Source organism: Streptomyces sp. NPDC059917 (assembly GCF_042730635.1).
Lineage (GTDB): Bacteria > Actinomycetota > Actinomycetes > Streptomycetales > Streptomycetaceae > Streptomyces.
This window is the reverse complement of the sequence record NZ_JBHWLC010000105.1, coordinates 1-24,481: the sequence shown is the minus strand read 5'-3', so window position 1 is coordinate 24,481 and position 24,481 is coordinate 1. Positions and strand designations below refer to the sequence as shown.

Here is a 24,481-nt window from a genome sequence, read left to right as displayed (position 1 = left end):
GCACGTGCCGGTCGGGCCCTTCCGCACTGTCCGGAGCGACCGGTTCTCAGGCCGCCGTGCGGGAGGCGGACTGCCGTGCGCCCGCGCGCCGGGCGGCCGAGGCGGGCCCGCGCCGGCCGCGGGAGGCCGCGCCGCGTCCCTGCCGCTCGGGCACCGGCGCGGTGATGGTGACGGGGATGCCGGAGGGTGCCTGGGCGCCGGTGATGCGGTTCAGGGCCTCGTCGCCCGAACGGACCTGGGTGGTCTGCGGGGTGATGCCCGCGGCCGTCATCAGGCGGGCCATCTCGCGGCGCTGGTTGGGGGTGACGAGGGTGACGACGCTGCCCGACTCCCCGGCGCGGGCGGTGCGGCCGCCGCGGTGCAGGTAGTCCTTCGGGTCGGTCGGCGGGTCGACGTTCACGACGAGGTCCAGGTTGTCGACGTGGATGCCGCGGGCCGCGACGTTGGTGGCGACCAGGACGGTGACGTGGCCGGTCTTGAACTGGGCCAGGGTCCGGGTGCGCTGCGGCTGGGACTTGCCGCCGTGCAGGGCCGCGGCGCGGACCCCGTTGTCGAGGAGGTCCTGGGTGAGGCGGTCCACGGCGTGCTTGGTGTCCAGGAACATGATCACCCGGCCGTCGCGGGCCGCGATCTCCGTCGTCGTCCGCTGCTTGTCGGCGCCCTGGACGTGCAGGACGTGGTGTTCCATCGTGGTGACGGCGCCGGCCGAAGGGTCGACCGAGTGCACGACGGGGTCGCTCAGGTAGCGGCGGACCAGCAGGTCGACGTTGCGGTCGAGGGTGGCGGAGAACAGCATCCGCTGCCCCTCGGGACGCACCTGGTCGAGCAGGGCGGTGACCTGGGGCATGAAGCCCATGTCGGCCATCTGGTCGGCCTCGTCCAGGACGGTGATCGCGACCTGGTCCAACCGGCAGTCCCCGCGGTCGATGAGGTCCTTGAGGCGGCCGGGCGTGGCGACGACCACTTCGGCCCCGCCGCGCAGCGCGGCGGCCTGGCGGTAGATGGGCATGCCGCCGACCACGGTGGCCAGGCGCAGCTTGACCGCCCGGGCGTAGGGGGTGAGGGCTGCGGTGACCTGCTGGGCCAGCTCACGGGTCGGTACGAGGATCAGCGCGAGCGGCCGACCCGACTCGGCGCTCAGGCCGGCCGTACGGGCCAGCAGGGCGAGGCCGAAGGCGAGGGTCTTGCCCGAGCCGGTGCGGCCGCGGCCGAGGACGTCACGGCCCGCGAGGGTGTTGGGCAGCGTGGCGGCCTGGATCGGGAAGGGCGCGCTCACGCCCTCGCGGGTGAGCGTGGCGAGCAGCTGGGCCGGCATGGCGAGGTCGGCGAAGGCCTCGACGGCGGGCAGCGCGGGGGTGATCGTCTTCGGCGGTGCGAACTCGCCCTGGATCGCGGCGGGCCGACGGCCGTATCCGCCCGAGCGGCCCGGGGCTCCGGAGCGGTTCTGGGAGCCGGAGCGACCGGGGGCGCCGGAGCGGCTCTGGGGCGAGGAGCCGAAGCGGCCGCCCCGGCCGGAACCGCCGCCGGTACCGAAGGCGGGGGCGCCGGTACGGCTGCGGGAAGAACGGTTGTTCGGACGCGTGGGGTTCATGCGGAACCTTCCTTGATACGGCACGTACCAAGGAATTCCCGCGGCGTAGGAGCGGCGCAGGGAATTGCGAGAACGGGCCGAATGGAATACATAAGCGGATCTGGCGGACAGGTGATCTGTACGGGCTCAGGCGCTGAAAAGGCGGCGTCAAATGGACGCGGCAACCAAATAAATCGACTCGGCGGCCCGGAGCGGGCCGATCGGCCGAGTGCCGTGATGCTCAATGCCGCGGGTGAACGCACCGCGGAAAACGCATGCGGCTGGGACCCGCACCCCGAGGGATGCGGGCCCCAGCCGCAGAACGAGTGTCAGCGATTAGGCGGGAACGATGTTCTCGGCCGTCGGGCCCTTCTGGCCCTGCGCGATGTCGAAGGTGACCTTCTGGCCCTCGTTCAGCTCGCGGAAGCCCTGCGCGGCGATGTTCGAGTAGTGGGCGAACACGTCAGGACCGCCGCCCTCCTGCTCGATGAAGCCGAAGCCCTTTTCCGCGTTGAACCACTTCACGGTACCAGCAGCCATGTCATATCTCCTTTGGGGCAATGCAGCAGCGCCTGCACCGTGCGGACGCCGTGTCGCCGCGATGATGCCCCGCCCGGAAAAGACCGGTAAATACAAAGCGCTCCCATGCGGAACGAATTCCGTCCGGGGGCGCTTGAAGTCATTGGGTACCAAAACTGCAACCGAGATCGACAGTAGCACGTTGCGGCGGCCCGTGTTCGTCGAATATTTCCGCCGGCGGCACTGCGGTAGAAACTCTCCCCGCTGGATGCGTTAAATCCTCAGGCCGCGGCGACAGATATTGAATCGCCCCGAGCGCAGTGTTTTTCGCCCCGCCCGACAGAAACGATCTTGCATGGGCCGCCTGGCGTACCGGTTCGGCCGATGGGCCCACACAAGATCGTTTCTCCGGTGGACGGCGGCCCGGAACGCGTGACCACGGCCCGCCCGCCATGGGACGGTCGTCGTACTTCCCGGGCGGCGACCTCCTGCCCCGGCGGCCTGCCGGGCCGCTCCGCCGCGCCGGCACCCCCCTCACGGAAAGAGCGCTCCGCCATGCGCAAGCGTTTGTTCTCGTCGTTGGCCGCCGTCTGCGCGGCCGTACCGATCCTTCTCGCCGGAGCCGGTCCGGCGTCCGCGGACACGATGGTCAACCAGGACCTGGTCAACAAGATGATCGGCAGTCGCCTCGCCCTCGGCGGCGACAGCACCGCCGACGGGGCCGAGGTGATCGCCCTGCGCGGCACGCGATGGGACTCCTACAGCACGGAGGCCTGGGACTTCGAGGGCACCTACGACAGCAACGGCAAGCTGTGGACGGCCACTTTGCGCAACCGGGCCTCGAACCGCTGCCTGGAGCCGGAAGCCGCGAACCCCGTACGCGGCAACCGCGTCGTGGTCCGCTCCTGCGACGGCTCCGACCGCCAGAAGTGGAGCCTGCGCCTGGAGACGGGCGGCGGCAACGCGGAACGCTGGTGGATGTGGCGCCCGTTGACCAACGTGAACGTCGCCATGGCGATCCAGAACACCAACAACGACCAGTGGGACACGGTCCGCCTGGACTACTCCTACCCCTCGACCGACCGCCTCTGGCTCCTCGGCCCCAACAACAGCGCCTGGTGGTAGACCGGCCGGCGGGAGTCTCTCTCCCCCCGCCGGTCGGTGGCTCCGGCGGGGGAGCGGTACCTCTTCGGGCACCTGCCGCGACGACTGTCTCGCGGGCGACCGGCGGGCGCACGCGGGTCAGCAGGAGTTCCGGGCCCGGCGCACGCAGTCGTCGCGTCCGGTATCGGCTCCGCTTCGCAGCACGCCGTCGGCGGCGAAGGCGGCGATGGCGCAGAGGGCGACCGGCAGGAAGAGGGTGAGGTTGAGCGGGAGGACGTGGGTCAGGGGGCCGATGACGGCGGGTCCGGCGAGCATGCCGAGGTAGCCGAGGCCGGCGACGCGGGAGATGCCCGCTCCGGCGGAGCCGGGGCTGAGGCGGCCGGCGGCGCTGAAGAGCTGGGGGACGCAGCCGGACAGGCCGACGCCCGTGAGGGCCCAGCCCGTCAGGGCCAGGGGGATGCCGGGGGCCAGGGCGGTCAGGGTCAGGCCGGTGGCAGCGAGGGCGGCGCCGTAGCGCAGCACCGCGGCGGGGCCGATGCGCGCGGTCACCTTGTCGGCGAGCAGCCGGCCGATGGTCATGGCGGTGGCGAAGGCCCCGTAGGCGAAGGCGGCGGTGGCGGCGGGCGCGTCCAGGACGTCCTTGAGGTGCAGGGTGCTCCAGTCGTTGGCGACGCCCTCGCAGAGCATGAGCATGAAGGCGAGCGCGGCCAGGATCCAGATGCGCCGGGGTGTGCCGGACCCGGCCCCGGCCCCGGGCTCGGCGGCTTCCCGGACCGGGGCGGGTGCGTGGGGGAGTAGCGCGGGGGCGGCGAGGACCGCGACGGCGAGTCCGGCCAGGGCGGTGGCGCCGAGCGTTACGGCCGGGTCCCAGCCGTGGCCGAGCGCGAGGGCTCCGGTCAGCGCGGCGAGCACGCCGCCGATGGAGAACACGGCGTGGAAGGCGGACATCACCGGCCGCCGGTAGCCGAGCTCGACCTGCACCGCGTGGGTGTTCATGGTGACGTCCAGGGCTCCGTTGCCCAGACCGAGGAGCAGCAGGGCCGCGCCGAGCGTGACGGCGTCGGTGGCCAGTCCCGGCAGGATCACGGCGGCGCTGCACAGGGCCGCGCCCACGGGTACGGCCTTGCGGGCGCCGACGCGGTCGGTGAGCGGCCCGGCCAGCTGCATACCGGCGAAGGCACCGGCACCGAGCACCAGCAGCAGCCACCCGAGCAGCGCGTGGCCGATGCCGGTGCGCTGCTCCACGACGGGGATGTGGACGATCCACATGCCCATGAGGAAGCCGTTGAGGGCGAAGTAGGCGAAGGTGGCCAGCCGCCCGAGCCGTAGCGATCTCTGCATGCAAACGAACATAACAAACACTTCCGATGTTCGAAAGTTGCCTTTCGAACACGATAGGTGTTCAATGGGGTCATGAGCGCAGAACGTCTGAGAGCCATCACCGAGGCCGTACGGGACCACGGGCGCAGCAGCGTCGTGGAGTTGGCGGAACTCACCGGAGCCTCGGAGATGACGATCCGCCGCGACCTGGAGGTTCTGGCCGAACAAGGGGTGCTGGAGCGCTACCGCGGCGGCGCCCGGAGCCTGCTGCTCCGTGGCGAGGAGCCCCCCTTCGCGCTGCGCGCCCAGGAGGGCCTGGAGGTCAAGCGGCGCATCGCCGCCGAGGTGGCCTCGCTGATCGCGGACGGCGAGTCGGTCGTCCTGGACTCCGGCACCACCTGCCTGGAGGTGGCCCGCGCCCTCGCGCACCGCCGGGTGACCGTCATGCCGCTGTCCCTGCACGCCGCCAACGCCCTTGCCGACGCACCGCACGTGACCCTGCTGCTGCCCGGCGGGCAGCCGCGCCGCGGCGAACTCGCGCTGACCGGACCGCTGACCGAGGCATCCCTCGCCGCCCTGCGCTTCGACACCGCGGTCGTCGGCTGTTGCGGCCTCACCGCCGAGGACGGCCTGACCGCCTACGACCTCGCGGACGCGGCCGTCAAGCGCGCCGCGATCGCCTCGTCCCGCCGGGTCGTCGTCGCCGCCGAGGCCGCCAAGCTCTCCCGCACCGCCCTCGCCCAGGTCGCACCGGCTGCCGCCCTGCACGCCGTCGTCACCGACCGGACCGCCCCCACGGACGCCGTGGACGCACTGGCCGCGGCCGGTGTCACCGTACGAAAGGCATGACCACGATGAGCACCACCGTCCTCTTCGACATGTTCGGAGTCATAGCCCGCCACCAGTCCGAGGAGGGGCGGGAGCGTCTGGTCGCCACGGCCGGCGTGCCGGCCGCCCCGTTCTGGGACGCCTACTGGTCGCTGCGCCCGGCCTACGACCGCGGCGACGTCGCCGGCCCCGGCTACTGGCGCACCGTGGCCGAAGCCCTCGCCACCGACTTCGACGCCCGGCGCACCGCCGACCTCATCGAGGCCGACGTCGCCAGCTGGAGCGCGGTGGACGACGAGATGGTGGCGCTCGTCGAGGAGCTGGCCGCATCGGGACGGCACATCGCCCTCCTGTCCAACATCCCCGAAGAGCTGGCCGCCCACTACGAACAGCACCACCCCTGGCTGCGGCACTTCCGGGTCCGCGGCTTCTCCTGCCGGATCGGGCACGCCAAGCCGGAGCCGGGCGCCTACCGGTGGAGCCTGAACTCCCTCGACCTCGAACCCGACCGCGTCCTCTTCGTCGACGACCGCGCGGAGAACATCGAAGCCGCCCGGGCCCTCGGCCTGCACGGCCACCTGTTCACGACCGTCGCCGAACTGCGCAAGACCCTCACGTAGCGGCGCCCCGGTCGGGCGGCCCCCGGAAGGATCCGCGCGGACGCCAACGAGCAAGGAGGCGAAGAAACATGGGAGACAGAGGGAAATGATCGAACGAGTCCGAGCCGTCCTCGTCACCGAGGACGACACGATGCTGGTCATCCGCCGTACCAAGCCCCACGTCCCCGTGTACTGGGTGCTGCCCGGCGGCGGGGTCGAGGAGGGCGATGCGTCCCGGGAGGCCGCCCTCCACCGGGAGATCCACGAGGAGATCGCGGGGAAGGCCGACATCGTCCGCCTCCTGCACACGACGGAGTCCGACACCGAGCGTCAGCTCTTCTACCTCGCCCGCATCACGACCTGGTCCTTCGAGGACCGCACCGGCCCGGAGTTCGGTGCCGAGGACCGCGGCGCATACGCCCTGGAGGAGATCCCGCTGACCGCGGAGGGGATCGACAGCATCGACCTCAAGCCCGAGGAGATCGCTCACGTCCTGCGGGGCGCCATCGGCGTCGGCGGACTCGGGGGCGGGGCCGTGCTCTAGGCGCGCCATACTCCGGCGCCGTGGTACTCGGAGCCGCACAGGATGAGTAGGCGTACTCAGGTGGTGGTCCTCGGCGGCTTCGAGACTGGGCGCAGGTCGAACGAAGCCGAACGGAACGGGGAACGTCATGGTGCGGCGCTGGTCGAAGCCCGAGGTGTGGGTGCCGTGCGGGTACTTGGCGCTGGTGGCCGCGATGCTGCTCTACGTCGCGGTCGGCAGCCGGACCGGGGACATCGGGATCTTCGCGGTCTGGCCGATCCTGGCCACCGCGCCGGTCAGCCTCCTGCTGTTGAGCGCCTTCGCCCCGGCAGCAGCGGCCCCGGACGAGGGCCCCGTCCACGAAGGCGGGCAGGCGCTGCCCGAGCCGCCCGGGGAGTTCATGCCGGAGTCCGCCCCGCGCCCTGCGGATTGGGTGGCACCCGACACGTCCGTCGACGGCAAGCTCGACATGCTGTCCGGGTTCGGCTTCTACGGCGCCCTCCTGGTCAGCGCACTGATCAACGCCGCGGCGATCTGGACCTTGCTCCGCTACGTGGCGCGGCGCCGCGATGCCAACTGGGCGCAGGCGTAACCGCATGACCGGGACAACGAAGAAGGCCCAGGTCGCTGACCTGGGCCTTCTTGCAAGAGCGGATGACGGGAATCGAACCCGCGCTATAAGCTTGGGAATCACCGATCTTCAACGCCGCATCCGGCCCCTGACCAGCCAAAACGGCCGCCCGGGGGATCTGTGGGGCTCACCTCGACACCCGCCGTTGACCGCAGTTTCCCGCCCTATCTGGCACGTGTCTGGCACGGTCGTCCGACGTCGGCGGTGGATGTCAGACCGCCCTGGCAGTCTGCGTCCGTGCGAATGACATGGGCCCACTTCTGGGCATTGGTGGCCACCTTGAATGGCGAGGCTACCCAAAAGAGCTGCCAGCGATTGGCTGTGGAGCTGAGCCAACGCCCGGTCTCCGACATCATCGGATTCGCGGAATGCCATGCCGAGGCTCTCTACCTCCTGGACCAGGAGAAGTTCGGCACCCTCCCCGTGGTCGACCTGACGGCCCGCGACGGCAGGCCGTTCCCGCAGTCGTCCGACGGGTTCCTGTACACACGCTGCGCTGTGGTGGCCGCAGGGCAGTCGGTGTGGGAGAGCGTCTTTTCCGACGTCGACAAGTTCGCCCCGTACACCTCGACCGAGTACGACGCCGAGTGGCTGCTGTATGTGCCGGACCGGGCGTATGAGCTGGCTACTGGCGGGGAGTGGGACCGTTCGACCCGGTACAGCTTCGAGAGCTACTCCAACCGGGACGGCTGGCCGGATCTGCGGAACTGAACTACCGCTTGATGGGGATCTCGTAGACGATCTCGCAGAGCGCCGTGGGCACCACGATGTCCGCCGTCTCGACGGGCTGTCCCTGGTCGCTGTAGTAGGTCCGCCGGATGTGGGTCACCAGGGCCGCCTTCTGGATCCCCAGGAGCGATGCCTCCTCGTTTGTCGCCTGCCGCGGCTCGGGCTGTTCCACGGTGTGGCTGACCGTGATGCCGATCTCGGCCATGCGGTTCACGACGCCGGCCCCGGCGTGCGGCCCGCCCTCGGGCAGGACGACGAGCGTGCCGGCGGTCAGCTCGTACGGTTCCCAACTCGTCGACAACTGCACGGGCCTGCCATCGGCAAGGAACTCGTACACCGTGCGCACGCACAGCGCGCCGACTTCGATACCGAGGCGGGCAGCGATCTCTTCCGGCGCGGGCACCTTCGCCTCGGTCCGGCTCTCCCAGTCCCCCTGTCGGCCCAGGGCCTGCATGTCTGCGCGGAACGGCGAACCACCGGGCTGCTCGCGAGCCGAAGAACGGACCACGCGTACCCGGCGCCGCGGCTCGGCGACATAGGTACCGGATCCCGCGCGGCCTTCGAGCACGCCCTGGGAGATCAGCAGTTCCTGCGCCCGGCGAACCACGTTCTCGCCGACGCCGCACTCCCCGGCGAGCTGGGCGCGGGAGGGGAGCCGGTCTCCGACCGTCCACTCGTGCTCCGCGATCCGCTGCCGCAGGACGTCGGCAACGCGGAGATAAGGCGGCTGCTCAGGCATGTAGAAAATCTAGTCCACTAGCTCTAATCTAGTTAACTAGCTTCACTCAACGTGATCACCCGGCGACGGAGGCCTTCCTGTGCCCGCTTCGGAAACACGGGCCGAGGGCATCGCCGCCCGGCTGTCCGCCTTGGGGTTGGTCACGCGGGTGGAGGAGCACGCCCGACACACGTCGATCGAAGCGGAGGTACCGGAAGCGCTGCCGGCCGGAGCGTGGCGCGAGGTCTTGGAAGTGGTGGCGGAAGCCGATCGATTCGGGCTCCTCGCCAGCAGCTTGACCGGCCGCACCCTCTGGGCCGCCGTACACAAGTCGGTCCCCGCGACGGGCGACGTCCGGGGACCCGGCCATCAGGGTTAGGAGCTGATCAGCGTGGACAACCGTAGGGGCTCCACCAACGCCTACACCAGTGGGCTGCATCTCCCCGCACTGTCCTATTCCACTCACGCGAGGCTCGCCTACCGGTCGAGCGCCTGCGGAATCGGCACGCACCGCGAGTGCGCGCAGTCGTCCCCCGCCACGGCACCGGTAGGTGTCCCCGTGATCTACGAAGCCTGCGACTGCTCGTGCCACACCGCGGCGGACCGGCCGGACCCGGAGCAGGTGACCCGGTGAGCGGCTGGAAGCCCCGCGGCCCCATCGCGAGGAGAGTCGAGATCACCTCGACCAGCGTGCAGCGCGGCGACGTCATCCAGATCGGCGGCCAATCGTGGCAGGTCATGGACCTGATCCAACTCCCGGCCAGCGCGAAGCGACTGCGCTTCGAGACGGGCGAGCAACTGACCATGCACGCCCGCACCCGCCTCGTCGCCCTCCGGATGCGGAGCCAGTGGTGACCCACCCCGCCCCGTCCCGCCGCCACGCCATCGCCGAAGACCTCCGCAACCAGATCTCGACGGGCCACCTGAAGCCCGGCGAACGCCTCCCCTCCGAAGCTCAACTCGCCACCCGCTACGAGGTCAGCACCCCGACGCTCCGCAACGCCCTCGCGCTCCTCCAGAGCGAAGGCCTCGTCGAGAAGATCCACGGCAGCGGCAACTTCATCCGCCACCCTCTCCGCAGATTCACGTACGTCGGCGGTGGCAACACCCCAGCCGTGCAGCCCGCGCCCGATGGGGCCCTCAGCGTCACCGTCAGCACCACCAACCTCCGGGCTCAAGGTCACCTGGCCGCCCTGCTCAAGGTCACCCCCAGCAGTCCCCTGACGGAGTTCCTTCACCTCCGCCACGAGGGCAAGACGCCGCACAGCCTGGCCCGCGTCTATATCCCTCGCGACTTGGCACCGGCCGCCGATGCAGCGGCGTCGCTGTCTTCGCCGCGCCCGTCACTGGCTGAGGTGCAGGAGAAAGTCAGCGCCCGCCTCCCGACCCCAGAAGAGGCAACAGCCCTTCGGATCAGTCAATCCCTCGCCGTCCTCGCAATCACGCGAGTGGTGACAGACATCAACGGTCGCGTGGTCGAAGCGGCCCTCCTGGTTCTCCCCGGTGACCGGGCCGACGCTCTCTTCACCGCCCGTCACACACCAGAGGAGGGGAACTCCAACGAATGACGCCTCGTGACGAACTGAGACTCCTCCCGTGGTCGGGCCCCGACGACAAGCCATGCTTCCTGAGCACCGGCGCCAACGACAGCTACCTATCCCGCCTGGCTGACAGCGCCGAAGCAGCACAACTGGATCGAGGGGCAGCACTTCTGGACCAAGCGCTCGACCTACTCAACGACCAAGAGGCAGACCTGAACGAACTACGCCTCCTGGCAACGGGCCTGGCCGAAGCCCTGCGAGACGCCGTCCGTGTAGCAACCAGCCGTGGCCACCGCCTACCAACACCATCGCAATGGCCGCGCGACGAACCTGGCGACTCCAACGGCTGACTGCCAGCGTCCAGCCAGCGACCCGCCTCACAAACGCCAGCGAAGCCCCAGATTCGCCTGGGGCTTCGCCATGGAGCTTCCATGAAGACTGGCACACGGCTCCGGAGGCCCCGCGTGCGCCATGCATATCGGGAGGCCAAGGGCCTGGATGCGGCATCCGCCGCCTCGCCAGTCCATGAATAGGCCACCGAGCTGGCGGGGCCGAGCGTTAGCCGCCTGTATATGCGCGACGGCCCTGCGGCGGCCGTAGAAGCCCGATTCTGATGTTCGGCCGCACCGGTGGGCCAAGTTCTGATGTGATCTGAGGGTGAGTGGAGTAGTAGAGACAATGATCCCCGCGGCTTCGTCATTTGCGGCTGCCGGCCTTGCCGCCTGGTTGGCCATGCGAGGGGTACGCCATCAGGCGCGTACCCAGCACGCGCTAACAGCAGGCGCCCAAGCTGCGCAACGAGAGTCTGAGGCTCGTGCAACTAGGCGGGAGGTGTACACGAAGTTCATTTCCGCTGCTGTACGCACGGCCGGGATGCTTGCCCGAGTGAGCGAGGCGGGCATCACCGAGGACGAGTACCGAGATCGCTGTGAGCGCGCGCAGCAAGCCCTGAACGAGCTCATCGAGCATGAGGCGATGGTGAGCGTCGAAGGACCGAAGGATGTGGCTATCTCGGCTACTCAAGCGCGTCGATGCCTCGACCGCGAGTTGGCTGTCATCTTGACACATCGTCAGGCTCAGGGATCTTGGGACGCCGTTGAGCAAGCAGGCAGAGCCCGGCGGGAGGCGGTCGGGAGAGTGGCGACAGCCGCGCGCCGCGTCTTCAACGGTGAGAACACTTTTGCGGCACCAGCTCCATGCGTGGCGGGATAGCCCCGCCGGCAGAGCGCGGAAGTGTGGACGAGCGCACTTCGGAGCCTCGCGTCGAGCTCTTAAGGCCTTGACGGGTGCGGTAGCAGCACCCAGCCTGAAGCAATGTGTGCTTGGCTCGGTTGATTTCTTGGAGTAAACGTGGACGCCGAATTCGTTAGCGGTCAAGAACTCGATCCATATCGAACTGTGCGTACCGGAAACTGCTGGTGGTGTGGGAATAGTGCCGACACCGCCGAGCATAAATTCAAACACAGCGACTTGCGGCGACTCAATGCGGACGGTGCTGGCCTGCTGTGGGGGGACGGGGAAAAGCTGGAGTCTATTCGCTCGTTGCGTAGGTCTTCCAGGGTGCGATTCACTTCGAATCTGTGTGCAAGCTGCAATAATGCCCGGAGTCAAAAGTTTGATCGCGCGTACGATCGATTTGCCGAGCATATTTGGAATCGAAGTAGCCGACTCCATTCGGCGAGATTTATCGACATGGCCTCCATTTATGGGGGAGACTGGCCCGCATCGACCGTCGACCTGGCCCGATATGTCGTCAAACATATCGGCTGTCGCATGGAAGCTGACGGCTTCGCGGTGCCCCCGGAATTCGCTTCATTCCTTGACGGGGGTGAAATTCTGGGCAGTGTGCAAATGGTTATTTTCAAGGATCGGGATGCATGGAAGGTGCAGCGCGAACTGGGCTCGGTTTCTGCTGTCGCCATCGGTCCAGGACTTGGAGCCGTCAGTCCTAGACTGGGCCGCCTGACTTGCTTCTCAAGTTCGATCATCATCGGCTACATCGGAATATTCTATCGATGGCAATTTGAAGGCGTGGAGACCGATCCTTTCTACCGATACAGAAAGGCGCGCCTCCATTGGAGGAGTCGACTTCCTGCGATGTAATACCCGCAGCAGCCCGGTTCGATCGCGCTGAACATGGAACACCCCCGCTGTCATCCCGTCTGCCGTCGACCCACACGGAGTGATAGCGGGGCAGGCTTCTGGGGCCCAGGTGGAGCGCCCTACTGGACGAACGACCTGGGCCCCAGAAGCCTGGTCTGCTATGGCTTGCCTGGGTCGACGGCGGACGGGATGACAGCTCCCCACCCCCACCACAAACCGGCCCGCACCCGCCCGACAAGCCCCCGTCATCCCGGAGCCAGAGCGCCCCCGCCGGAGGCATGTCTTTGAGCAGCTGGTGAAGTCGGACCTTGGTCTCCGGATGCTGATTCCCGGCAGCTCGGCGCACTCCGTCGGGCTTGCGTCAGAAGCTGCGCCTGGTGGTGCTCGGCGGAGCCGCGGTTGTGCTCGGCGCCGGCGCCTCTCGGGTGCGGGCAGGAGTCGGGGGCTCGGGGACGCCAGCCCTACTGCGGGTGTCCCACCATCGAACCCGTGCCGTCCGGCGCGCGGACGGCGCCCGGGCTGGAGCGGGGCGGAGACAGGAGCGCAGGCCCGGGTGACGGGCCGCGCGCGCCGCGCGTGCGCGGCGGGTGCCTTGATGAAGTAGGGAAACTCTTACCGCGCTGCCGGGTTCAGAGAGCGAAGGGCTCGTATGCCAGGGCTCGGCTTACGACCTTCTCGGCGTTCAGGTCGGGGTCGAAGTCCCAGAAGATGTAGTTGCTGATGTGAGGACAGCCGAGTCCCACTACGAGGGACTCCAAGGCGGCGCCCACTTCGGCCTCGTCGGTGATGCTGCCGTCCAGGATGCGTTGAACGAGGTCTACCGCTTCGTCACGCGTCATACCGTGAGGAGGTGGCGGCCGTCGTGGCTGCGGACGTGGGGGCCTGCGTGGTCCAAGGAGTCCAGGAGGCGGATCGCGTAGACCTCGGACATTTGGGCGGCCACCTCCTCCGGGGTGAGCCAGGCGACTGCGGTCGATTCCGGTGAGGTGCGCTCGGTGCCGCCGGAGGGCTTGCAGCGGAAGACCAGGGCGACGATGCCTCGGGTGGTGTTCTTGTAGACCCCGGTCAGCTCGTCCACCTCGACGTGGATGCCCGTCTCCTCCAGGACCTCGCGGCGGACGCCGGCCTCCGGGGACTCGGTGAGTTCGAGGACCCCGCCCGGCAGTTCCCAAGTCCCGTTGTCCGCTCGGCGGATCGCCAGGAGTCGGCCGTCCTCGCGCAGCACGGCCCCGGCTACGGACACGGAGTGCAGTGGCGTTGACTTGTGCTGCGGGGAACCCGTACTCATGTACAGGAGCATAGGAGGAAGAGAAGGACTATGGGAACCGCAGTGGGAGGTGGCCGAGGAGCCGTGCCGCGCTACGTGCAGATCGCTGACGACCTCGTCCAGCAGATCCGGGCCGGGGTGCTCAAGGCCGGCGACATGGTGCCGAGCGAGTCCGAGCTCGTGGAGCGGTACGGGGTCGCGGGCGGGACGATTCGGAAGGCCATGGTGGAGGTCCGAGCCAGTGGGCTCGTGGAGACTCGGCACGGCAAGGGGTCGTTGGTGAAGGCCCGACCGCCCGTGCGGCACCGGTCCTCGGACCGTTTCCGGCGTGCGCATCGGCAGGATGGCAAGGCGGCGTACCTGGCCGAGTCCGCGCAGTCCGGGGCGGAGGCCAGCGTGAGCATGTTGTTCCGCGGGCCGATGGAGGCTCCGGAAGAGATCGCGGAGCGGCTCGGCGTCGCCGTGGGGACGCAGGTGCTCGCACGCAGGCGGCTGTACTTCCGGGACGGGACGCCGGTCGAGACGGCTACCTCGTACCTGCCGTGGGACGTCGCGAAGGACATCCCGGAACTGTTCGCGGACAACCCCGGCCCCGGCGGCATCTATGCCCGGCTTGAGGACCACGGTCACGTCTTCGCCGAGTTCGTGGAGACGCTCCAGGCCCGGCCCGCCGCCAAGGCGGAGGCGACCGAGCTGTCGCTCAGCCCCGGCGCGCCGGTGGTTCACCTGCTCCGTAACGCGGTCACCGACGAGGGGCGCGTGGTGGAGGTCTGTGACACCCTCATGGCCGCTGACCAGTTCGTCTTCGAGTATCGGATCCCCGCGCGGGACTGACGCCTCCTCAACTTCCCTCAACCCGCTGCGAGTTTCTCTTCGTAGCGGGTTGACTCATGTATAGGAGTCGGGCACTCTTCTTCATGTAACTCATATACATGAGTGCAGGAGTTGAACCTCTATAGGGGAGTGATCCGCTGTGCGTCAGATTCCCGTCGACACCACCGGCGCGACCGTGATGGTCGCCCAGCCCCCGCAGCTCAAGCTGCGCGACAAGAAGACCGGACAGGTCGCCGTCGACAACGAGACCGGCAACAACCTCATGACCGTCGACGTGCTGTTCGTGATGAGCGGCGCCGCCGAGGTCGTGTCCATCACCGTGTCGGAGCCCGGCGTCTCGGGGGAGCTGGCCCTTGGCACCCCGGTCGCGCTGACCGGCCTCGTCGCCCGGCCGTGGGAGAACGAGTTCAACGGCCAGAAGCGCCACGGGATCAGCTTCCGCGCCGTCGCCGTCACCTCGCTGGCCAAGGCGGGCTGAGCGTGAACGCCTTATGGATCACGCTGCTCGTGGTCCTGGCCCTCGCGCTCGTCCTGCGCTGGCTGCGGCCCACCTGGTATTGGGTGACCTTCGGGGTGACCTTCGCGGCGATCCGCGTTCTGATCCGGTACCGCTCGGTGATGGACGCCTGCGGGCTCACCGTCCCGCCTGCCCGTTGGCGACTGGCGCTCGCCCGGGTCAGCAACCGCCCGCCACCCGAGGCACGCTCCCCGCGCATCCTGCGGCTCCGGCCCACCTCGACCGGTCTGGTCCTGCGGCTGAAACTCCGGCCCGGGCAGGACGCGTTCGACTTCACCGCCTCCTCCGACCGACTACGCCACTCCTTCGCCCTCCACAACGTCGTCTCCCGCGAGATCCGCTCCGGCGTGGTCGAGCTGCGGATGACCGGATACGACGTACTAAAGCGGGTGCGTATGCCCGCGGCCGCCGTGCCCGGTGGGGAACTCCGCGTGTCGGTTGCCCTGCGGGAAGACGGGGCGGTGCACTACCGGGACTACCGGCAGGTCCCGCACGCCCTGAACGTGGGCGCGACGCAATCGGGGAAGTCCGTCTATCAGCGCACCCTCGTCGCCGGGCTCGCGCCGCAGAACGTCGCCCTCGTCGGTATCGACTGCAAGAACGGGGTGGAACTCGCGCCGCTGAGCGCCCGGTTCACGGCTCTTGCGGACAACCCGGACGCCGCGGCCGAACTGCTGGCCGCGCTCGTCGAGTACATGGGCCGCGTCTACCAACTCATCCGCAGCGAGCAGCGCATCAGCGTCGGTCTCCCGGACGCCGAGATCACCGCCGACATCTGGGACCTGCCCGCGCACCTGCGGCCCGTACCCGTCGTGCTCCTGGTGGATGAGGTCGCGGAGCTTGCCCTCGCTGCGAGCAGAGCGGATGAGGCACGGCGGGATCGGATCGTCACGCACCTGGTCCGGCTCTCGCAGCTGGGCCGCGCCGCAGGTATCTACCTGGAAGTCTGCGGCCAGCGCTTCGGCTCCGAACTCGGCAAGGGCATCACCATGCTCCGGGCCCAGCTCACCGGCCGTACCGCCCACCGCGTCAACGACGAGACCTCCGCGAACATGGCCTTCGGGGACATCTCCCCGGACGCCGTCCTCGCCGCCGTCCAGATCGACAAGAACCGCCCCGGCACCGCCGTGGCCGGCGACTCCTCCGGCGGCTGGTCCCGCATCCGGGCCCCGCACACCACGCTCCGCCGGGCCGTGGACACCTGCAACGCCCACGCGCACCGCACCCCGGCGATCCCGGAGCTGGAGCCCTTCCGGCCGGCGCCTCCGGTACGCGTCCTCACCGGCAAGGTCCAGCCGAAGAACGCCTCGGCGCCCGCCTTCTGATCACCCTCCCCACCCGGTCGGCGCGGCCTCCTCGCGCCAAGTCCCTACCCGCCCCATGCCTGAAAGGAGGTGAAGACCATGACCCGCCTGGCCCGCCCGGACGCCGTCCTCGTTCAGGCCGTCATCGCCGGAGCGCTTTCCTTCTCCCACCTCCACGATCTCGCTGAAGCCGCCGGACAACATGGCTGGAAGGCCTGGGCCTACCCGGTCAGCGTGGACCTGCTCCTCGTCGCCGCCTGGCGCCGCTTGCGCACCTTGCGGGACGCGGGGGAGCCCTCCCGCTCGGCCTGGTGCTGGTTCGCCGTCGCGCTGGTGGCCTCGCTCGGCGCGAACGTCGCCACGGCCGGCCTTCTCGACCTCGGCCACGTCCCGGACTGGCTCCGGATCCTCGTCGCTGGATGGCCCGCGCTCGCCTTCCTCGGCGGCACGCTCCTGGTCCACCGGCCTACGTCGCCCAGCGAGCCGGATCCGGATGCTGCTCCGGCGCCCCTGCCCGTGGTCGAGCGGGAGACAGGACCCGGCGTCCAGGCCGCCACAGCCCTTCCCGCCGCGACCGTTCCGCCCGCCCTCGTCGCCCACGCCCAGAAGATCGCCGCCGACCACCGCACCCGTACCGGCTCGGACATCGACACCGAGACCCTGCGCGCCCGGCTCGGAGTCCCGTACCCCCTCGCCGAGGCCATCGCCGCCCAGCTCGCCTGACGACAGGAGACCGCCATGCCCGCCCGGATCAACTTCCGCTCGCTCATGAAGATCGGCCCCGTCCAGATCGGCACCTACCGCGACCGCCACGGCCGCACGAAGGACGCCGCCGTCTGCACCACCGACTCCTGCGGCTGGTCCTCCGACTACAGCTCCTCGACCGCCGCCCAGCTCGCCGCCCGCTCCCACCGCTGCCGCGTCAACTGACCCGAAAGGCCACCGCCATGGACGTACCGCTCTGGTTCGCCCTCCTCGCCGTCGGCGTCCTCGGCGTGAAGCTCATCCGCCCGCCCTGGTGGCTCGTCGCCGTGATCCTCCTCGGCGGCTTCCTCCTCGCGGACAGCTTCCTCGCCCCGGCCATCGACACCGCGATCAACAAGTAACCGTCCCGGAAGGAGAACCACGTGATCCGGCCCAAGATCCCGGTCAACCCGCTCCCGACCGGCCTCGTCATCCCGCTCGACCAGCCGACCACCGCCGTGGAGCCCCACGAGCCCCACACGGGTGCGGCGCCCGTCTGCGGCTGTCACCACGGCCCGGTTCAGCCGGTGTCCCGTGTGCAGCTGCCCGCTGTTCGTCTCACCCCGGCCGGCCTCGTCGCCGCCGTCGCCGGTGGCGCGGGCCTGGTCCTCGTCGTCGGCACGGTCCTGGTCTCGATGCTCCTGGCCGTCGCCATCACCGGCGCCTCGGTCGCCGTCTGCGCCGTCGTCCTGCGTTCGCTCCTCAACGGCCAGAAGCACCGCTGACCGGCTCCGGGACGGCCTCAACCGCCAAGTCTCCGCCGTCCCGGCGCCGTGCTCCTGCCCGAACCAGAAGATCTGGAAGGAAGCACCATCATGTCCCGGCACCACCCCGCCCCGGACCTCCTCGGCGAAATGCTGAAGGTGGCCGCGGCCCCCGACTACGCCCGCTGGGAGGATCAGGTCCGCCGTACGGGCGGCTGCTCCGACCCGATCCACATCACCGGCTGGACCGTGGCCAAGGACAAGGCCTCCGGGGAGGTCCTGCACCGGTACACCACCGGCGACGAACCCGGCGCCCGACTCCGGATCGCCTGCGGGAACCGCCGTGCCTCCCGCTGCCCCGCCTGCGCCTGGACCTACTCAGGCGACACGTACCACCTCATCCGTGCGGGACTGGCCGGTGACGACCACCGGGAGATCCCCACCACCGTCCGCGAACACCCCCGCGTCTTCGCCACCCTCACGGCCCCGTCCTTCGGCCAGGTACACAACCGCCCCACCGGCCGCGCCTGCCGCTGCGGCCGGCACCACCAGGAGGACGCCCCCGAACTGGGCACCGCCCTCGACCCCGCCACGTACGACTACGCGGCTGCCGTCCTCTTCAACAACCACGCCGGGCAGCTCTGGCAGCGCTTCACGACCCGTCTGCGCCGCGAGATCGCCGCCTTCGCCGGGCTGACTCAGCGAGAGCTGAAAGAAGAGGCCCGGATCTCCTACGGCAAGGTCGCCGAGTTCCAGAAGCGCGGCGCCATCCACTTCCACGCCGTGATCCGCATCGACGGACCCAACGGCCCGGACACCCCGCCGCCCCACTGGGCCAGCACCGAACTCCTCGACCGCTCCATCCGGACCGCGGTCGCCCACGCCTACACCTCGGTGTCCGTCCCGGCCGTCGCCGACCAGCCCGCCCGCACCTTCCGGTGGGGCACGCAGCTCGACGTACGCCCCATCAAGGCCTTCGGGGACGGCTCCGACATCACGGAACAGGCCGTCGCCTCGTACGTCGCCAAGTACGCGACCAAGGCTGCCGAGAACACGGGCTCACTCGACCGCCCGATCGGCAACCGCGAGGCCCTGGCCCTCCTCGACGTCCCGGGTCACACCGCCCGCCTCATCGAGGCATGCCTCGACCTCGATCCGCTCTACCCGGACCGCCGCCTCGCCGCCTGGGCCCACATGCTCGGCTTCCGCGGCCACTTCTCCACCAAGTCCCGCCAGTACTCCACCACCCTCGGCGCCCTCCGTCAGACCCGCGCCGACTACCGCGCCGCTCAGGAACGCGAGGCTCGCGGGCTCTCCGACGCCGAGCCGGACACGGTGCTCGTCCTCGCCTCCTGGCAATACGCGGGACACGGCCACAGCCCCGGTGAGTCCGCACTCGCCGCCACCATCGCCCACGGGATCCAGCTCAACCGTCAGACCGCCCGCGAAGCCCTGCAAGCAGAGCAAGGAGAGCAGCATGAATGAGCGCCATCTCAGCGTCGTCCAGGTCGCCGAACTGCTCGGAACCACCGTCCGGTTCCCGCGACGGCTGGTCGCCGAGCGGCGCATCCGGTACGTCAAGGTCGGTACCCACGTGCGGATCCCGGAGAGTGCGGTGAAGGAGTACCTCGCCGCCCACACCGTGGCGCCGCGCCGTCCGCAGCGGTCCCGCTTCCGGCGGGCTGCCTGATGGGCAACAACAAGGGTCGGCGCCGTACGTTCGGGGCCCTGCGCAAGCTGCCGTCGGGGCGGATTCAGGCGCGTTATCCCGGTCCCGACGGGGTGATGCGTCCGGCGCCCGAGACCTTCGCGACGACCAAGGACGCGGACGACTGGCTCGCCGAGAAGCAGACCGAGATCAACAAGGGGGACTGGCGGGACCCGGACGCCGGAGCGGTCAACTTCGGGGAGTACGCCCGCCAGTGGGTCGATGAGCGGGTGCTCGCCGACACCACCGACGAGCTGTACCGGCGCCTCCTGCGGCTGCACCTGCTCCCGGTCTTCGAGGAGTGGGACCTCGACGAGATCACCCCGCCCCGCGTCCGTACCTGGCGTGCGGATCGGCTCAAGGAGACCGGGGCGACGACCGTGGCCAAGGCGTACCGGCTGCTCAAGGCGATCATGGAGACGGCCGTCGACGACGAGTTGATCCGCCGGAACCCGTGCCGGATCAAGGGCGCCGGGAAGGAGTCACCCGCCGAGCGGCCCACCGCCACCGTTGAGCAGGTCGATGCGCTCGCCCGTGAGCTGGGGGCGCGGTGGCGGCTGCTGGTCTACATCGCTGCCTACGGCCCTGCCCGGCCCGAAGAGCAAGCGGCCCTGCGGCGGCACGACGTGGACGTGGCGAACGTCGGTGTCTGGGTGCGGTCCGCCGAGCCCGAGCTGAACACCGGCAAGCGCGCACCTGGGGAGACCAAGTCCGAGGCAGGCAAGAGGTTCATCGTGCTGCCGGACTTCATGAAGGGGGATCTCAAGGTCCACATGTACCTCTTCGCGCAGCAAGGGCCGGACGGGCTGCTGTTCGTGGGGGAGCGGGGCGGCCCCTTTCGGCGGACGACCTTTGGACGGAAGTGGAAGAAGGCCCGGAAGAAGGTGGGACTGCCCGAGGGGTTCACGCTCTACGACCTTCGTCACACGGGGCACACCCTGTCGACGCAGTCCGGGGCGACGCTCAAGGACACGATGGTGCGGGCCGGCCAGTCCTCGGAGAAGGCGGCCATGATCTACCAGCACTCCAACCTTGAGCGGCAGAAGGAGGTTGCCGCCGGGATCGATGCCAGGGTGCAGGCCTTGCGGGCCAAGGCTTCCGGTTCCGCTTCTGGCACGGATCTGGCACGGGAGGGGTAGAGAGGTCTAGGCAACACAAAAGCCCCAGGTCGCTGACCTGGGGCTTTGCTATGGAGCGGATGACGGGAATCGAACCCGCGCTATAAGCTTGGGAAGCTCATGTTCTACCATTAAACTACATCCGCACGGCGGGGGAATTACTTGGTCCCGCAGCGTTGCACACTGTACCCCATGATCCCTTGTCGGTGAATTCGGCCCGGCGGGGGTGGGGCGCGTCGGGGGTACCGGCGGCTGTGGGGGCGGGAGTTGGGGCGTACCTTAGGGGGGCGGAGCGGCGACTGGAGTGGGTCTTGTTCATCCCCTAATGTGGCGATTCGTCGCAGCACGGCTCGTTGGGGAAAGGGACTCGATGGAGCACACCGTCGTCCGTTGTGCCGAAGGGCATGTATTCAGCACCGCTACGTTCCCGATGCAGCATCTCGGGGCCGGTCGGATCGGCCCCGGGCGGCTCATCCGGTGTCCGCGGTGCGCGCGACTGCGGCACGCGGTGCCCGTCGGTTCGCCGAAGCGGTAGCGGGAGCGGTAGGAGCGGACGGACGCGCGCGGGCGCACTCGATTGGGGGTGGCCCGCGCGCTCTGCGTATCCTCGGGACGTGCTTCTCTCCGACAAAGACATCCGTGCCGAGATCGACAGCGGACGGGTTCGCATCGACCCGTTCGAGGATTCGATGGTGCAGCCCTCCAGCATCGACGTACGGCTCGACCGGTTCTTCCGGGTGTTCGAGAACCACCGTTATGCGCACATCGACCCCGCCACCGAGCAGCCGGACCTGACCCGGATGGTCGAGCCCGACGGCGACGAGGCGTTCATCCTCCACCCGGGCGAGTTCGTGCTCGCCTCGACGTACGAGGTCATCTCGCTCCCCGACGACATCGCCTCCAGACTGGAGGGGAAGTCCAGCCTGGGCCGCCTGGGGCTGGTGACGCATTCGACCGCCGGCTTCATCGACCCCGGGTTCTCCGGGCACGTCACGCTGGAGCTGTCGAACCTCGCCACCCTGCCCATCAAGCTCTGGCCGGGCATGAAGATCGGGCAGCTGTGCATGTTCCGGCTCAGCTCGCCCGCCGAGTTCCCGTACGGCAGCGAGCGCTACGGCTCGCGCTACCAGGGGCAGCGCGGACCGACGGCGTCGCGGTCCTTCCAGAACTTCCACCGCACCCAGGTGAGGCACCAGGCATGAGCGAAGTACGCGAGAACCTCGACTACGAGCGGTTCGGCCGCGCCGTCCGCGAGCTGGCGCAGACCATCGCCGACGACGGCTACGAGCCCGACGTCATCCTCAGCATCGCCCGCGGCGGCGTCTTCGTGGCGGGCGGACTGGCGTACGCGCTGGACTGCAAGAACATCCACCTCGTGAACGTCGAGTTCTACACCGGCGTCGGCACCACGCTGGAAATGCCCGTCATGCTGGCGCCCGTGCCCGAGGCGATCGACTTCACCAACAAGAAGGTGCTGATCACCGACGACGTCGCCGACACCGGCAAGACGCTCAAGCTGGTGCACGACTTCTGCCTCGACCACGTCGCCGAGGTCCGCTCCGCGGTCATCTACGAGAAGTCGCACTCGCTCGTGAAGTGCGAGTACGTGTGGAAGAAGACCGACGAGTGGATCAACTTCCCCTGGTCGGTCGAACCGCCCGTCGTGAAGCGCGAGGGTCAGGTCCTCGACGCCTAGGCGTGCGGGACGCGAGAGGTGACAGGAGGGGCCCGTACGCACTGCGTACGGGCCCCTCCTGGGTTCCCCGCGGGTGCGCGGGGGGCCGGGCGGCCTAGATGGTGCCCAGCTTGATGATCGAGAGCAGGGCGATCAGCTGGATCGCGGACGCGCCGAGGGCCTTCGGCCACGGCAGGTCGTGCGACTTGCTGACCATCGAGGTGAAGAGGGCTCCGGCGATCACCCAGGTGGCCCAGCCGAGCACCTGTACGAGGACGTTGTCGCCGCCCAGGAACAGGGCGAACAGCAGGCGCGGGGCGTCCGTGACGGACATGACCAGCATCGACAGGCCGATCGTCGGCTGCCACGCGCCGTCGCCGCCGAGCTGGCGGGCCAGGGTGTGCGTGACCGCGCCCAGGATCAGGCCGCAGATGACGAAGGCCACGGCCGAGGTGAGGACGATCGGGACGGCATTGGCCAGCGTCGCGTTGATGACGTCCTTGCGGGCCTTGTCGAAGCCGAAGACCGCGAGCAGGCCGTACAGGAAGGTCACGATCAGCGCCGGACCCCAGACGGGGTAGTCCCGCATCTGGAGGAAGGTCGGGCCGGGCTGCATGACGATGCCCCGCAGCAGGTCCTTCCACCCCAGTCGCGGACCGGTCGGCCCGAGGGGGGCCTGGGCCGCGCCCGCGTGGTAGGTCCCGCCCTGGTTGTACGGGTCCTCGCCGACGGCGAAGGCCTGCGTGTACCCGGGGTTGTCCGCGTACGAGCCCCCGCCGTGACCGCCCTGACCACCCTGGCCGCCGTAGCCCTGACCGCCGTAGCCGTCGTGCCCCTGGCCGCCGTGACCGCCCTGGCCGCCCGCGTACGGAGGCCCGCCCGGGGCGCCCGAGCGGGGGTCGAAGTACTCCGGCTCGCCGTGGCCCCCGGGCGACGGCTGCGGCCACTGCTGCTGTGGCGGCGGTCCTGCCGGGGGATGCGGCTGCCGACCGTACGGCGGCTGTTGCTGCTGCCCGTACGGCTGTTGTTGCTGCGGGGGTTGTTGCGGAGCGCGGTTGTTGTCCCGGCCACGTCCGATCCTGAATCCTGCCACGTGACCGAACGTACCTGGTCCGGCGACCGGCGGTGTGCGGCCTGCCGGAACCGGGGGCCTTTGCGGCTGACCTGTGACATCCCCTAGGGGAACCCCGGGGGGCTGGCCCCAGGCCCGGTTTACACGGCTGCGTCGCACTCTGTGGGCGCTCGTTACATTGCCTACCTAATACGCACATATGTCCCCCGTAGCTTCGGATGTAGCCCGACGCCCGAAGTCACGAGGAAGAGCCGACCCATGCGCAGCACCCGCCGAAGCCCCCGTCGCACCACCCTCCGCGCCGCCGCCGTCACCGCCGGGGCGGTCGCCGTCCTGGCCCTGCCGGTGGGCGCGGCCTTCGCCGACTCCCCCGCCTCCCCGGACGCGGCGGTCCTGCCCGGCGTCGAGCAGCCGGTCACGGACCCGACCCCGGACAAGCCGGTCACGGACCCGACCCCGGACAAGCCCGTCACGCCGACCCCGGACAAGGACGGCAAGCCCCGCCCCGACGGCAACGTGCGCGCCTTCGTGACCACGGTCAAGCTCGCCGACGGCTCGGTCGCCAAGGTCTACAAGATCGGCGACCGGCACTTCGAGGCCGACGTCTTCGCCGGGTCCACCAAGCTCGCCACACTGGTCAGCAAGGACGGCAAGGCCGCCTACGGCCAGCACAACGGCATGCACGTGGCCCTCCAGCCGAACGGCACCGTGACCTCCTGGATCGAGGGCCAGGACGACAAGAAGGAAGACAAGAAGGAAGACAAGAAGGACGACAGGAAGAAGGACGAGAAGGAGGTCCGCAAGGAGAGCTCCGTCCGCATCACGATGCCCGACGGGCGGATCGCGAAGCTGATCGACGGTCCGAACGGCAAGCGCGTCGAGCTGTTCACGGCGAACGGAAACTTCCTCGGCTCCATCGACCTCAAGAACCCCGGCGAGGTCAACGACGGCTGGACCTACAAGCTGGTCCGGGACGGCCACCGCGTGAAGTTCGTCGTCATCGACGGCAAGCACGGCGGCAGCAGCTGGGTCTACGACTTCGGCGGCAAGCTCATCGAGAAGTACACGGCGGAGCAGAAGCAGGAGAAGCAGCAGAAGCCGCAGAAGCACGACAAGCCCCAGGTCGCGTCCGACCGGGTGGTGCCCAAGGGCGGCGTGAAGGCGGGCGCCGAAGGCGTCACTTCGCAGGCCGACGCGGGCGGCCCGGCCCTGGTCGCCGCGGGCGGTGGCATGGCCGCCATCGGCGCCGCGGGCCTCGGCTTCGCGATGTTCCGCCGCAACCGCGCCGACCGGCAGCACTGAGCCCGCCCGCGCACACGCACACGGCGGCGGCCGGTCCCCGGAGAGGGGGAC

30 protein-coding genes and 1 tRNA gene are annotated in these 24,481 nt (G+C 69.4%); 23 read left to right on the top strand and 8 right to left on the bottom strand.

Annotation, left to right across the window (positions count from 1 at the left end):
- Positions 1-46 precede the first annotated feature (46 nt).
- Both ACFWAR_RS35720 and ACFWAR_RS35715 read right to left on the bottom strand, forming a co-directional pair.
- Positions 47-1,591, bottom strand: coding sequence for a DEAD/DEAH box helicase (locus tag ACFWAR_RS35720; protein ID WP_385786700.1), 1,545 nt, complete (start codon positions 1,589-1,591; stop codon positions 47-49).
- A 315-nt stretch (positions 1,592-1,906) separates the two neighbouring features.
- Positions 1,907-2,110: a cold-shock protein gene (locus ACFWAR_RS35715; protein ID WP_267751671.1), complete on the bottom strand. Its 204-nt coding sequence runs from the start codon at positions 2,108-2,110 to the stop codon at positions 1,907-1,909.
- A 534-nt stretch (positions 2,111-2,644) separates the two neighbouring features.
- Here ACFWAR_RS35715 and ACFWAR_RS35710 point away from each other — a divergent pair.
- Positions 2,645-3,214 carry an RICIN domain-containing protein gene (locus ACFWAR_RS35710; protein ID WP_385786697.1) on the top strand — a complete coding sequence of 190 codons (570 nt, stop codon included), beginning with the start codon at positions 2,645-2,647 and terminating at the stop codon, positions 3,212-3,214.
- Positions 3,215-3,331: 117 nt separating this feature from the next.
- Here the strand turns inward: ACFWAR_RS35710 and ACFWAR_RS35705 are convergent, their stop codons facing one another.
- Positions 3,332-4,534 carry an MFS transporter gene (locus ACFWAR_RS35705; RefSeq protein ID WP_385786694.1) on the bottom strand — a complete coding sequence of 401 codons (1,203 nt, stop codon included), beginning with the start codon at positions 4,532-4,534 and terminating at the stop codon, positions 3,332-3,334.
- Positions 4,535-4,606: 72 nt separating this feature from the next.
- Between ACFWAR_RS35705 and ACFWAR_RS35700 the strand changes: the two genes are divergently transcribed.
- From ACFWAR_RS35700 to ACFWAR_RS35680, 5 genes are all read left to right on the top strand, one after another.
- On the top strand, positions 4,607-5,362 hold the full coding sequence (locus tag ACFWAR_RS35700) for a DeoR/GlpR family DNA-binding transcription regulator (protein WP_385786691.1): 756 nt from the start codon (positions 4,607-4,609) through the stop codon (positions 5,360-5,362).
- Positions 5,359-5,961 (top strand): HAD family hydrolase, encoded by a 603-nt coding sequence (locus ACFWAR_RS35695; protein WP_385786688.1) that lies wholly within the window; start codon positions 5,359-5,361, stop codon positions 5,959-5,961. The genes ACFWAR_RS35700 and ACFWAR_RS35695 overlap by 4 nt, the downstream gene beginning before the upstream one ends.
- 85 nt (positions 5,962-6,046) lie before the next feature.
- Complete coding sequence (locus ACFWAR_RS35690; RefSeq protein WP_385786685.1) at positions 6,047-6,484, top strand: NUDIX domain-containing protein; 438 nt, start codon at positions 6,047-6,049, stop codon at positions 6,482-6,484.
- Between the two features lie 127 nt (positions 6,485-6,611).
- On the top strand, positions 6,612-7,055 hold the full coding sequence (locus ACFWAR_RS35685; protein ID WP_385786682.1) for an SCO4225 family membrane protein: 444 nt from the start codon (positions 6,612-6,614) through the stop codon (positions 7,053-7,055).
- A gap of 282 nt (positions 7,056-7,337) precedes the next feature.
- Complete coding sequence (locus ACFWAR_RS35680) at positions 7,338-7,805, top strand: DUF4240 domain-containing protein (RefSeq protein ID WP_385786703.1); 468 nt, start codon at positions 7,338-7,340, stop codon at positions 7,803-7,805.
- Position 7,806: 1 nt separating this feature from the next.
- Here the strand turns inward: ACFWAR_RS35680 and ACFWAR_RS35675 are convergent, their stop codons facing one another.
- Entirely contained in the window at positions 7,807-8,562 is a 756-nt protein-coding gene (locus tag ACFWAR_RS35675; RefSeq protein WP_385786679.1) for a GntR family transcriptional regulator, read from the bottom strand.
- A gap of 79 nt (positions 8,563-8,641) precedes the next feature.
- Here ACFWAR_RS35675 and ACFWAR_RS35670 point away from each other — a divergent pair, with 79 nt between their 5' ends.
- The 4 genes from ACFWAR_RS35670 (at position 8,642) to ACFWAR_RS35655 (ending at position 12,185) form a co-directional block, all read left to right on the top strand.
- Positions 8,642-8,920 (top strand): hypothetical protein, encoded by a 279-nt coding sequence (locus ACFWAR_RS35670; protein ID WP_385786676.1) that lies wholly within the window; start codon positions 8,642-8,644, stop codon positions 8,918-8,920.
- A gap of 251 nt (positions 8,921-9,171) precedes the next feature.
- Positions 9,172-9,396 carry a hypothetical protein gene (locus ACFWAR_RS35665; RefSeq protein ID WP_385786673.1) on the top strand — a complete coding sequence of 75 codons (225 nt, stop codon included), beginning with the start codon at positions 9,172-9,174 and terminating at the stop codon, positions 9,394-9,396.
- Positions 9,393-10,109: a GntR family transcriptional regulator gene (locus ACFWAR_RS35660; protein WP_385786670.1), complete on the top strand. Its 717-nt coding sequence runs from the start codon at positions 9,393-9,395 to the stop codon at positions 10,107-10,109. The genes ACFWAR_RS35665 and ACFWAR_RS35660 overlap by 4 nt, the downstream gene beginning before the upstream one ends.
- Before the next feature lie 1,665 nt (positions 10,110-11,774).
- On the top strand, positions 11,775-12,185 hold the full coding sequence (locus ACFWAR_RS35655; RefSeq protein WP_385786667.1) for a hypothetical protein: 411 nt from the start codon (positions 11,775-11,777) through the stop codon (positions 12,183-12,185).
- Positions 12,186-12,814: 629 nt separating this feature from the next.
- On the opposite strand, the gene ACFWAR_RS35650 is transcribed toward ACFWAR_RS35655, so the two are convergent.
- Positions 12,815-13,024: an e9imm peptide gene (locus ACFWAR_RS35650; RefSeq protein ID WP_385786664.1), complete on the bottom strand. Its 210-nt coding sequence runs from the start codon at positions 13,022-13,024 to the stop codon at positions 12,815-12,817.
- Positions 13,021-13,485, bottom strand: coding sequence for an NUDIX hydrolase (locus ACFWAR_RS35645; protein WP_385786661.1), 465 nt, complete (start codon positions 13,483-13,485; stop codon positions 13,021-13,023). The genes ACFWAR_RS35650 and ACFWAR_RS35645 overlap by 4 nt, the downstream gene beginning before the upstream one ends.
- Positions 13,486-13,503: 18 nt before the next feature.
- Here ACFWAR_RS35645 and ACFWAR_RS35640 point away from each other — a divergent pair, with 18 nt between their 5' ends.
- The 10 genes from ACFWAR_RS35640 (at position 13,504) to ACFWAR_RS35595 (ending at position 20,402) form a co-directional block, all read left to right on the top strand.
- A complete protein-coding gene (locus ACFWAR_RS35640; protein ID WP_385786658.1) occupies positions 13,504-14,286 on the top strand; it encodes a GntR family transcriptional regulator in 783 nt (260 codons plus the stop codon).
- A 139-nt stretch (positions 14,287-14,425) separates the two neighbouring features.
- Entirely contained in the window at positions 14,426-14,764 is a 339-nt protein-coding gene (locus ACFWAR_RS35635) for a hypothetical protein (protein ID WP_385786655.1), read from the top strand.
- A gap of 2 nt (positions 14,765-14,766) precedes the next feature.
- Positions 14,767-16,128, top strand: a complete 1,362-nt coding sequence (locus ACFWAR_RS35630; protein WP_385786652.1) for an FtsK/SpoIIIE domain-containing protein — start codon at positions 14,767-14,769, stop codon at positions 16,126-16,128.
- Between the two features lie 78 nt (positions 16,129-16,206).
- Positions 16,207-16,830: a DUF2637 domain-containing protein gene (locus ACFWAR_RS35625; protein ID WP_385786649.1), complete on the top strand. Its 624-nt coding sequence runs from the start codon at positions 16,207-16,209 to the stop codon at positions 16,828-16,830.
- Positions 16,831-16,845: 15 nt separating this feature from the next.
- Positions 16,846-17,037: a mobile element transfer protein gene (locus ACFWAR_RS35620; RefSeq protein WP_356415406.1), complete on the top strand. Its 192-nt coding sequence runs from the start codon at positions 16,846-16,848 to the stop codon at positions 17,035-17,037.
- Positions 17,038-17,054: 17 nt separating this feature from the next.
- The gene (locus ACFWAR_RS35615; protein WP_107084747.1) at positions 17,055-17,213 is read left to right on the top strand and encodes a hypothetical protein; all 159 of its coding nucleotides are present in this window, start codon (positions 17,055-17,057) and stop codon (positions 17,211-17,213) included.
- 21 nt (positions 17,214-17,234) lie between these two features.
- Positions 17,235-17,576 (top strand): SpdD-like protein, encoded by a 342-nt coding sequence (locus ACFWAR_RS35610; RefSeq protein WP_385786646.1) that lies wholly within the window; start codon positions 17,235-17,237, stop codon positions 17,574-17,576.
- A gap of 90 nt (positions 17,577-17,666) precedes the next feature.
- Positions 17,667-19,040, top strand: a complete 1,374-nt coding sequence (gene repSA, locus ACFWAR_RS35605) for a replication initiator protein RepSA (RefSeq protein WP_385786643.1) — start codon at positions 17,667-17,669, stop codon at positions 19,038-19,040.
- Positions 19,033-19,245: an excisionase family DNA-binding protein gene (locus tag ACFWAR_RS35600; protein WP_385786640.1), complete on the top strand. Its 213-nt coding sequence runs from the start codon at positions 19,033-19,035 to the stop codon at positions 19,243-19,245. Before repSA ends, ACFWAR_RS35600 begins: the two co-directional genes overlap by 8 nt.
- The gene (locus tag ACFWAR_RS35595) at positions 19,245-20,402 is read left to right on the top strand and encodes a tyrosine-type recombinase/integrase (RefSeq protein WP_385786637.1); all 1,158 of its coding nucleotides are present in this window, start codon (positions 19,245-19,247) and stop codon (positions 20,400-20,402) included. Before ACFWAR_RS35600 ends, ACFWAR_RS35595 begins: the two co-directional genes overlap by 1 nt.
- 51 nt (positions 20,403-20,453) lie before the next feature.
- On the opposite strand, the gene ACFWAR_RS35590 is transcribed toward ACFWAR_RS35595, so the two are convergent.
- Positions 20,454-20,527: transfer RNA gene (locus ACFWAR_RS35590), tRNA-Gly, on the bottom strand.
- Between the two features lie 468 nt (positions 20,528-20,995).
- Here ACFWAR_RS35590 and dcd point away from each other — a divergent pair.
- Positions 20,996-21,583, top strand: a complete 588-nt coding sequence (gene dcd, locus ACFWAR_RS35585) for a dCTP deaminase (RefSeq protein ID WP_385786635.1) — start codon at positions 20,996-20,998, stop codon at positions 21,581-21,583.
- Positions 21,580-22,077: a phosphoribosyltransferase gene (locus ACFWAR_RS35580; RefSeq protein ID WP_354383399.1), complete on the top strand. Its 498-nt coding sequence runs from the start codon at positions 21,580-21,582 to the stop codon at positions 22,075-22,077. The genes dcd and ACFWAR_RS35580 overlap by 4 nt, the downstream gene beginning before the upstream one ends.
- 94 nt (positions 22,078-22,171) lie before the next feature.
- Here ACFWAR_RS35580 and ACFWAR_RS35575 read toward each other — a convergent pair whose 3' ends face one another.
- The gene (locus ACFWAR_RS35575; protein WP_385786632.1) at positions 22,172-23,149 is read right to left on the bottom strand and encodes a Yip1 family protein; all 978 of its coding nucleotides are present in this window, start codon (positions 23,147-23,149) and stop codon (positions 22,172-22,174) included.
- 237 nt (positions 23,150-23,386) lie between these two features.
- Between ACFWAR_RS35575 and ACFWAR_RS35570 the strand changes: the two genes are divergently transcribed.
- Complete coding sequence (locus ACFWAR_RS35570) at positions 23,387-24,430, top strand: hypothetical protein (protein WP_385786629.1); 1,044 nt, start codon at positions 23,387-23,389, stop codon at positions 24,428-24,430.
- Positions 24,431-24,481: the final 51 nt, after the last annotated feature.

Excerpts from the sequence above, each read along its gene's own strand:
- ACFWAR_RS35720 (WP_385786700.1), bottom strand. The coding sequence starts at position 1,591 with ATGAACCCCACGCGTCCGAACAACCGTTCTTCCCGCAGCCGTACCGGC.
- ACFWAR_RS35715 (WP_267751671.1), bottom strand. The coding sequence starts at position 2,110 with ATGGCTGCTGGTACCGTGAAGTGGTTCAACGCGGAAAAGGGCTTCGGC.
- ACFWAR_RS35710 (WP_385786697.1), top strand. The coding sequence starts at position 2,645 with ATGCGCAAGCGTTTGTTCTCGTCGTTGGCCGCCGTCTGCGCGGCCGTA.
- ACFWAR_RS35705 (WP_385786694.1), bottom strand. The coding sequence starts at position 4,534 with ATGCAGAGATCGCTACGGCTCGGGCGGCTGGCCACCTTCGCCTACTTC.
- ACFWAR_RS35700 (WP_385786691.1), top strand. The coding sequence starts at position 4,607 with ATGAGCGCAGAACGTCTGAGAGCCATCACCGAGGCCGTACGGGACCAC.
- ACFWAR_RS35695 (WP_385786688.1), top strand. The coding sequence starts at position 5,359 with ATGACCACGATGAGCACCACCGTCCTCTTCGACATGTTCGGAGTCATA.
- ACFWAR_RS35690 (WP_385786685.1), top strand. The coding sequence starts at position 6,047 with ATGATCGAACGAGTCCGAGCCGTCCTCGTCACCGAGGACGACACGATG.
- ACFWAR_RS35685 (WP_385786682.1), top strand. The coding sequence starts at position 6,612 with ATGGTGCGGCGCTGGTCGAAGCCCGAGGTGTGGGTGCCGTGCGGGTAC.
- ACFWAR_RS35680 (WP_385786703.1), top strand. The coding sequence starts at position 7,338 with ATGACATGGGCCCACTTCTGGGCATTGGTGGCCACCTTGAATGGCGAG.
- ACFWAR_RS35675 (WP_385786679.1), bottom strand. The coding sequence starts at position 8,562 with ATGCCTGAGCAGCCGCCTTATCTCCGCGTTGCCGACGTCCTGCGGCAG.
- ACFWAR_RS35655 (WP_385786667.1), top strand. The coding sequence starts at position 11,775 with ATGGCCTCCATTTATGGGGGAGACTGGCCCGCATCGACCGTCGACCTG.
- ACFWAR_RS35650 (WP_385786664.1), bottom strand. The coding sequence starts at position 13,024 with ATGACGCGTGACGAAGCGGTAGACCTCGTTCAACGCATCCTGGACGGC.
- ACFWAR_RS35645 (WP_385786661.1), bottom strand. The coding sequence starts at position 13,485 with ATGCTCCTGTACATGAGTACGGGTTCCCCGCAGCACAAGTCAACGCCA.
- ACFWAR_RS35640 (WP_385786658.1), top strand. The coding sequence starts at position 13,504 with ATGGGAACCGCAGTGGGAGGTGGCCGAGGAGCCGTGCCGCGCTACGTG.
- ACFWAR_RS35625 (WP_385786649.1), top strand. The coding sequence starts at position 16,207 with ATGACCCGCCTGGCCCGCCCGGACGCCGTCCTCGTTCAGGCCGTCATC.
- ACFWAR_RS35620 (WP_356415406.1), top strand. The coding sequence starts at position 16,846 with ATGCCCGCCCGGATCAACTTCCGCTCGCTCATGAAGATCGGCCCCGTC.
- ACFWAR_RS35615 (WP_107084747.1), top strand. The coding sequence starts at position 17,055 with ATGGACGTACCGCTCTGGTTCGCCCTCCTCGCCGTCGGCGTCCTCGGC.
- repSA (WP_385786643.1), top strand. The coding sequence starts at position 17,667 with ATGTCCCGGCACCACCCCGCCCCGGACCTCCTCGGCGAAATGCTGAAG.
- ACFWAR_RS35600 (WP_385786640.1), top strand. The coding sequence starts at position 19,033 with ATGAATGAGCGCCATCTCAGCGTCGTCCAGGTCGCCGAACTGCTCGGA.
- ACFWAR_RS35595 (WP_385786637.1), top strand. The coding sequence starts at position 19,245 with ATGGGCAACAACAAGGGTCGGCGCCGTACGTTCGGGGCCCTGCGCAAG.
- ACFWAR_RS35580 (WP_354383399.1), top strand. The coding sequence starts at position 21,580 with ATGAGCGAAGTACGCGAGAACCTCGACTACGAGCGGTTCGGCCGCGCC.
- ACFWAR_RS35570 (WP_385786629.1), top strand. The coding sequence starts at position 23,387 with ATGCGCAGCACCCGCCGAAGCCCCCGTCGCACCACCCTCCGCGCCGCC.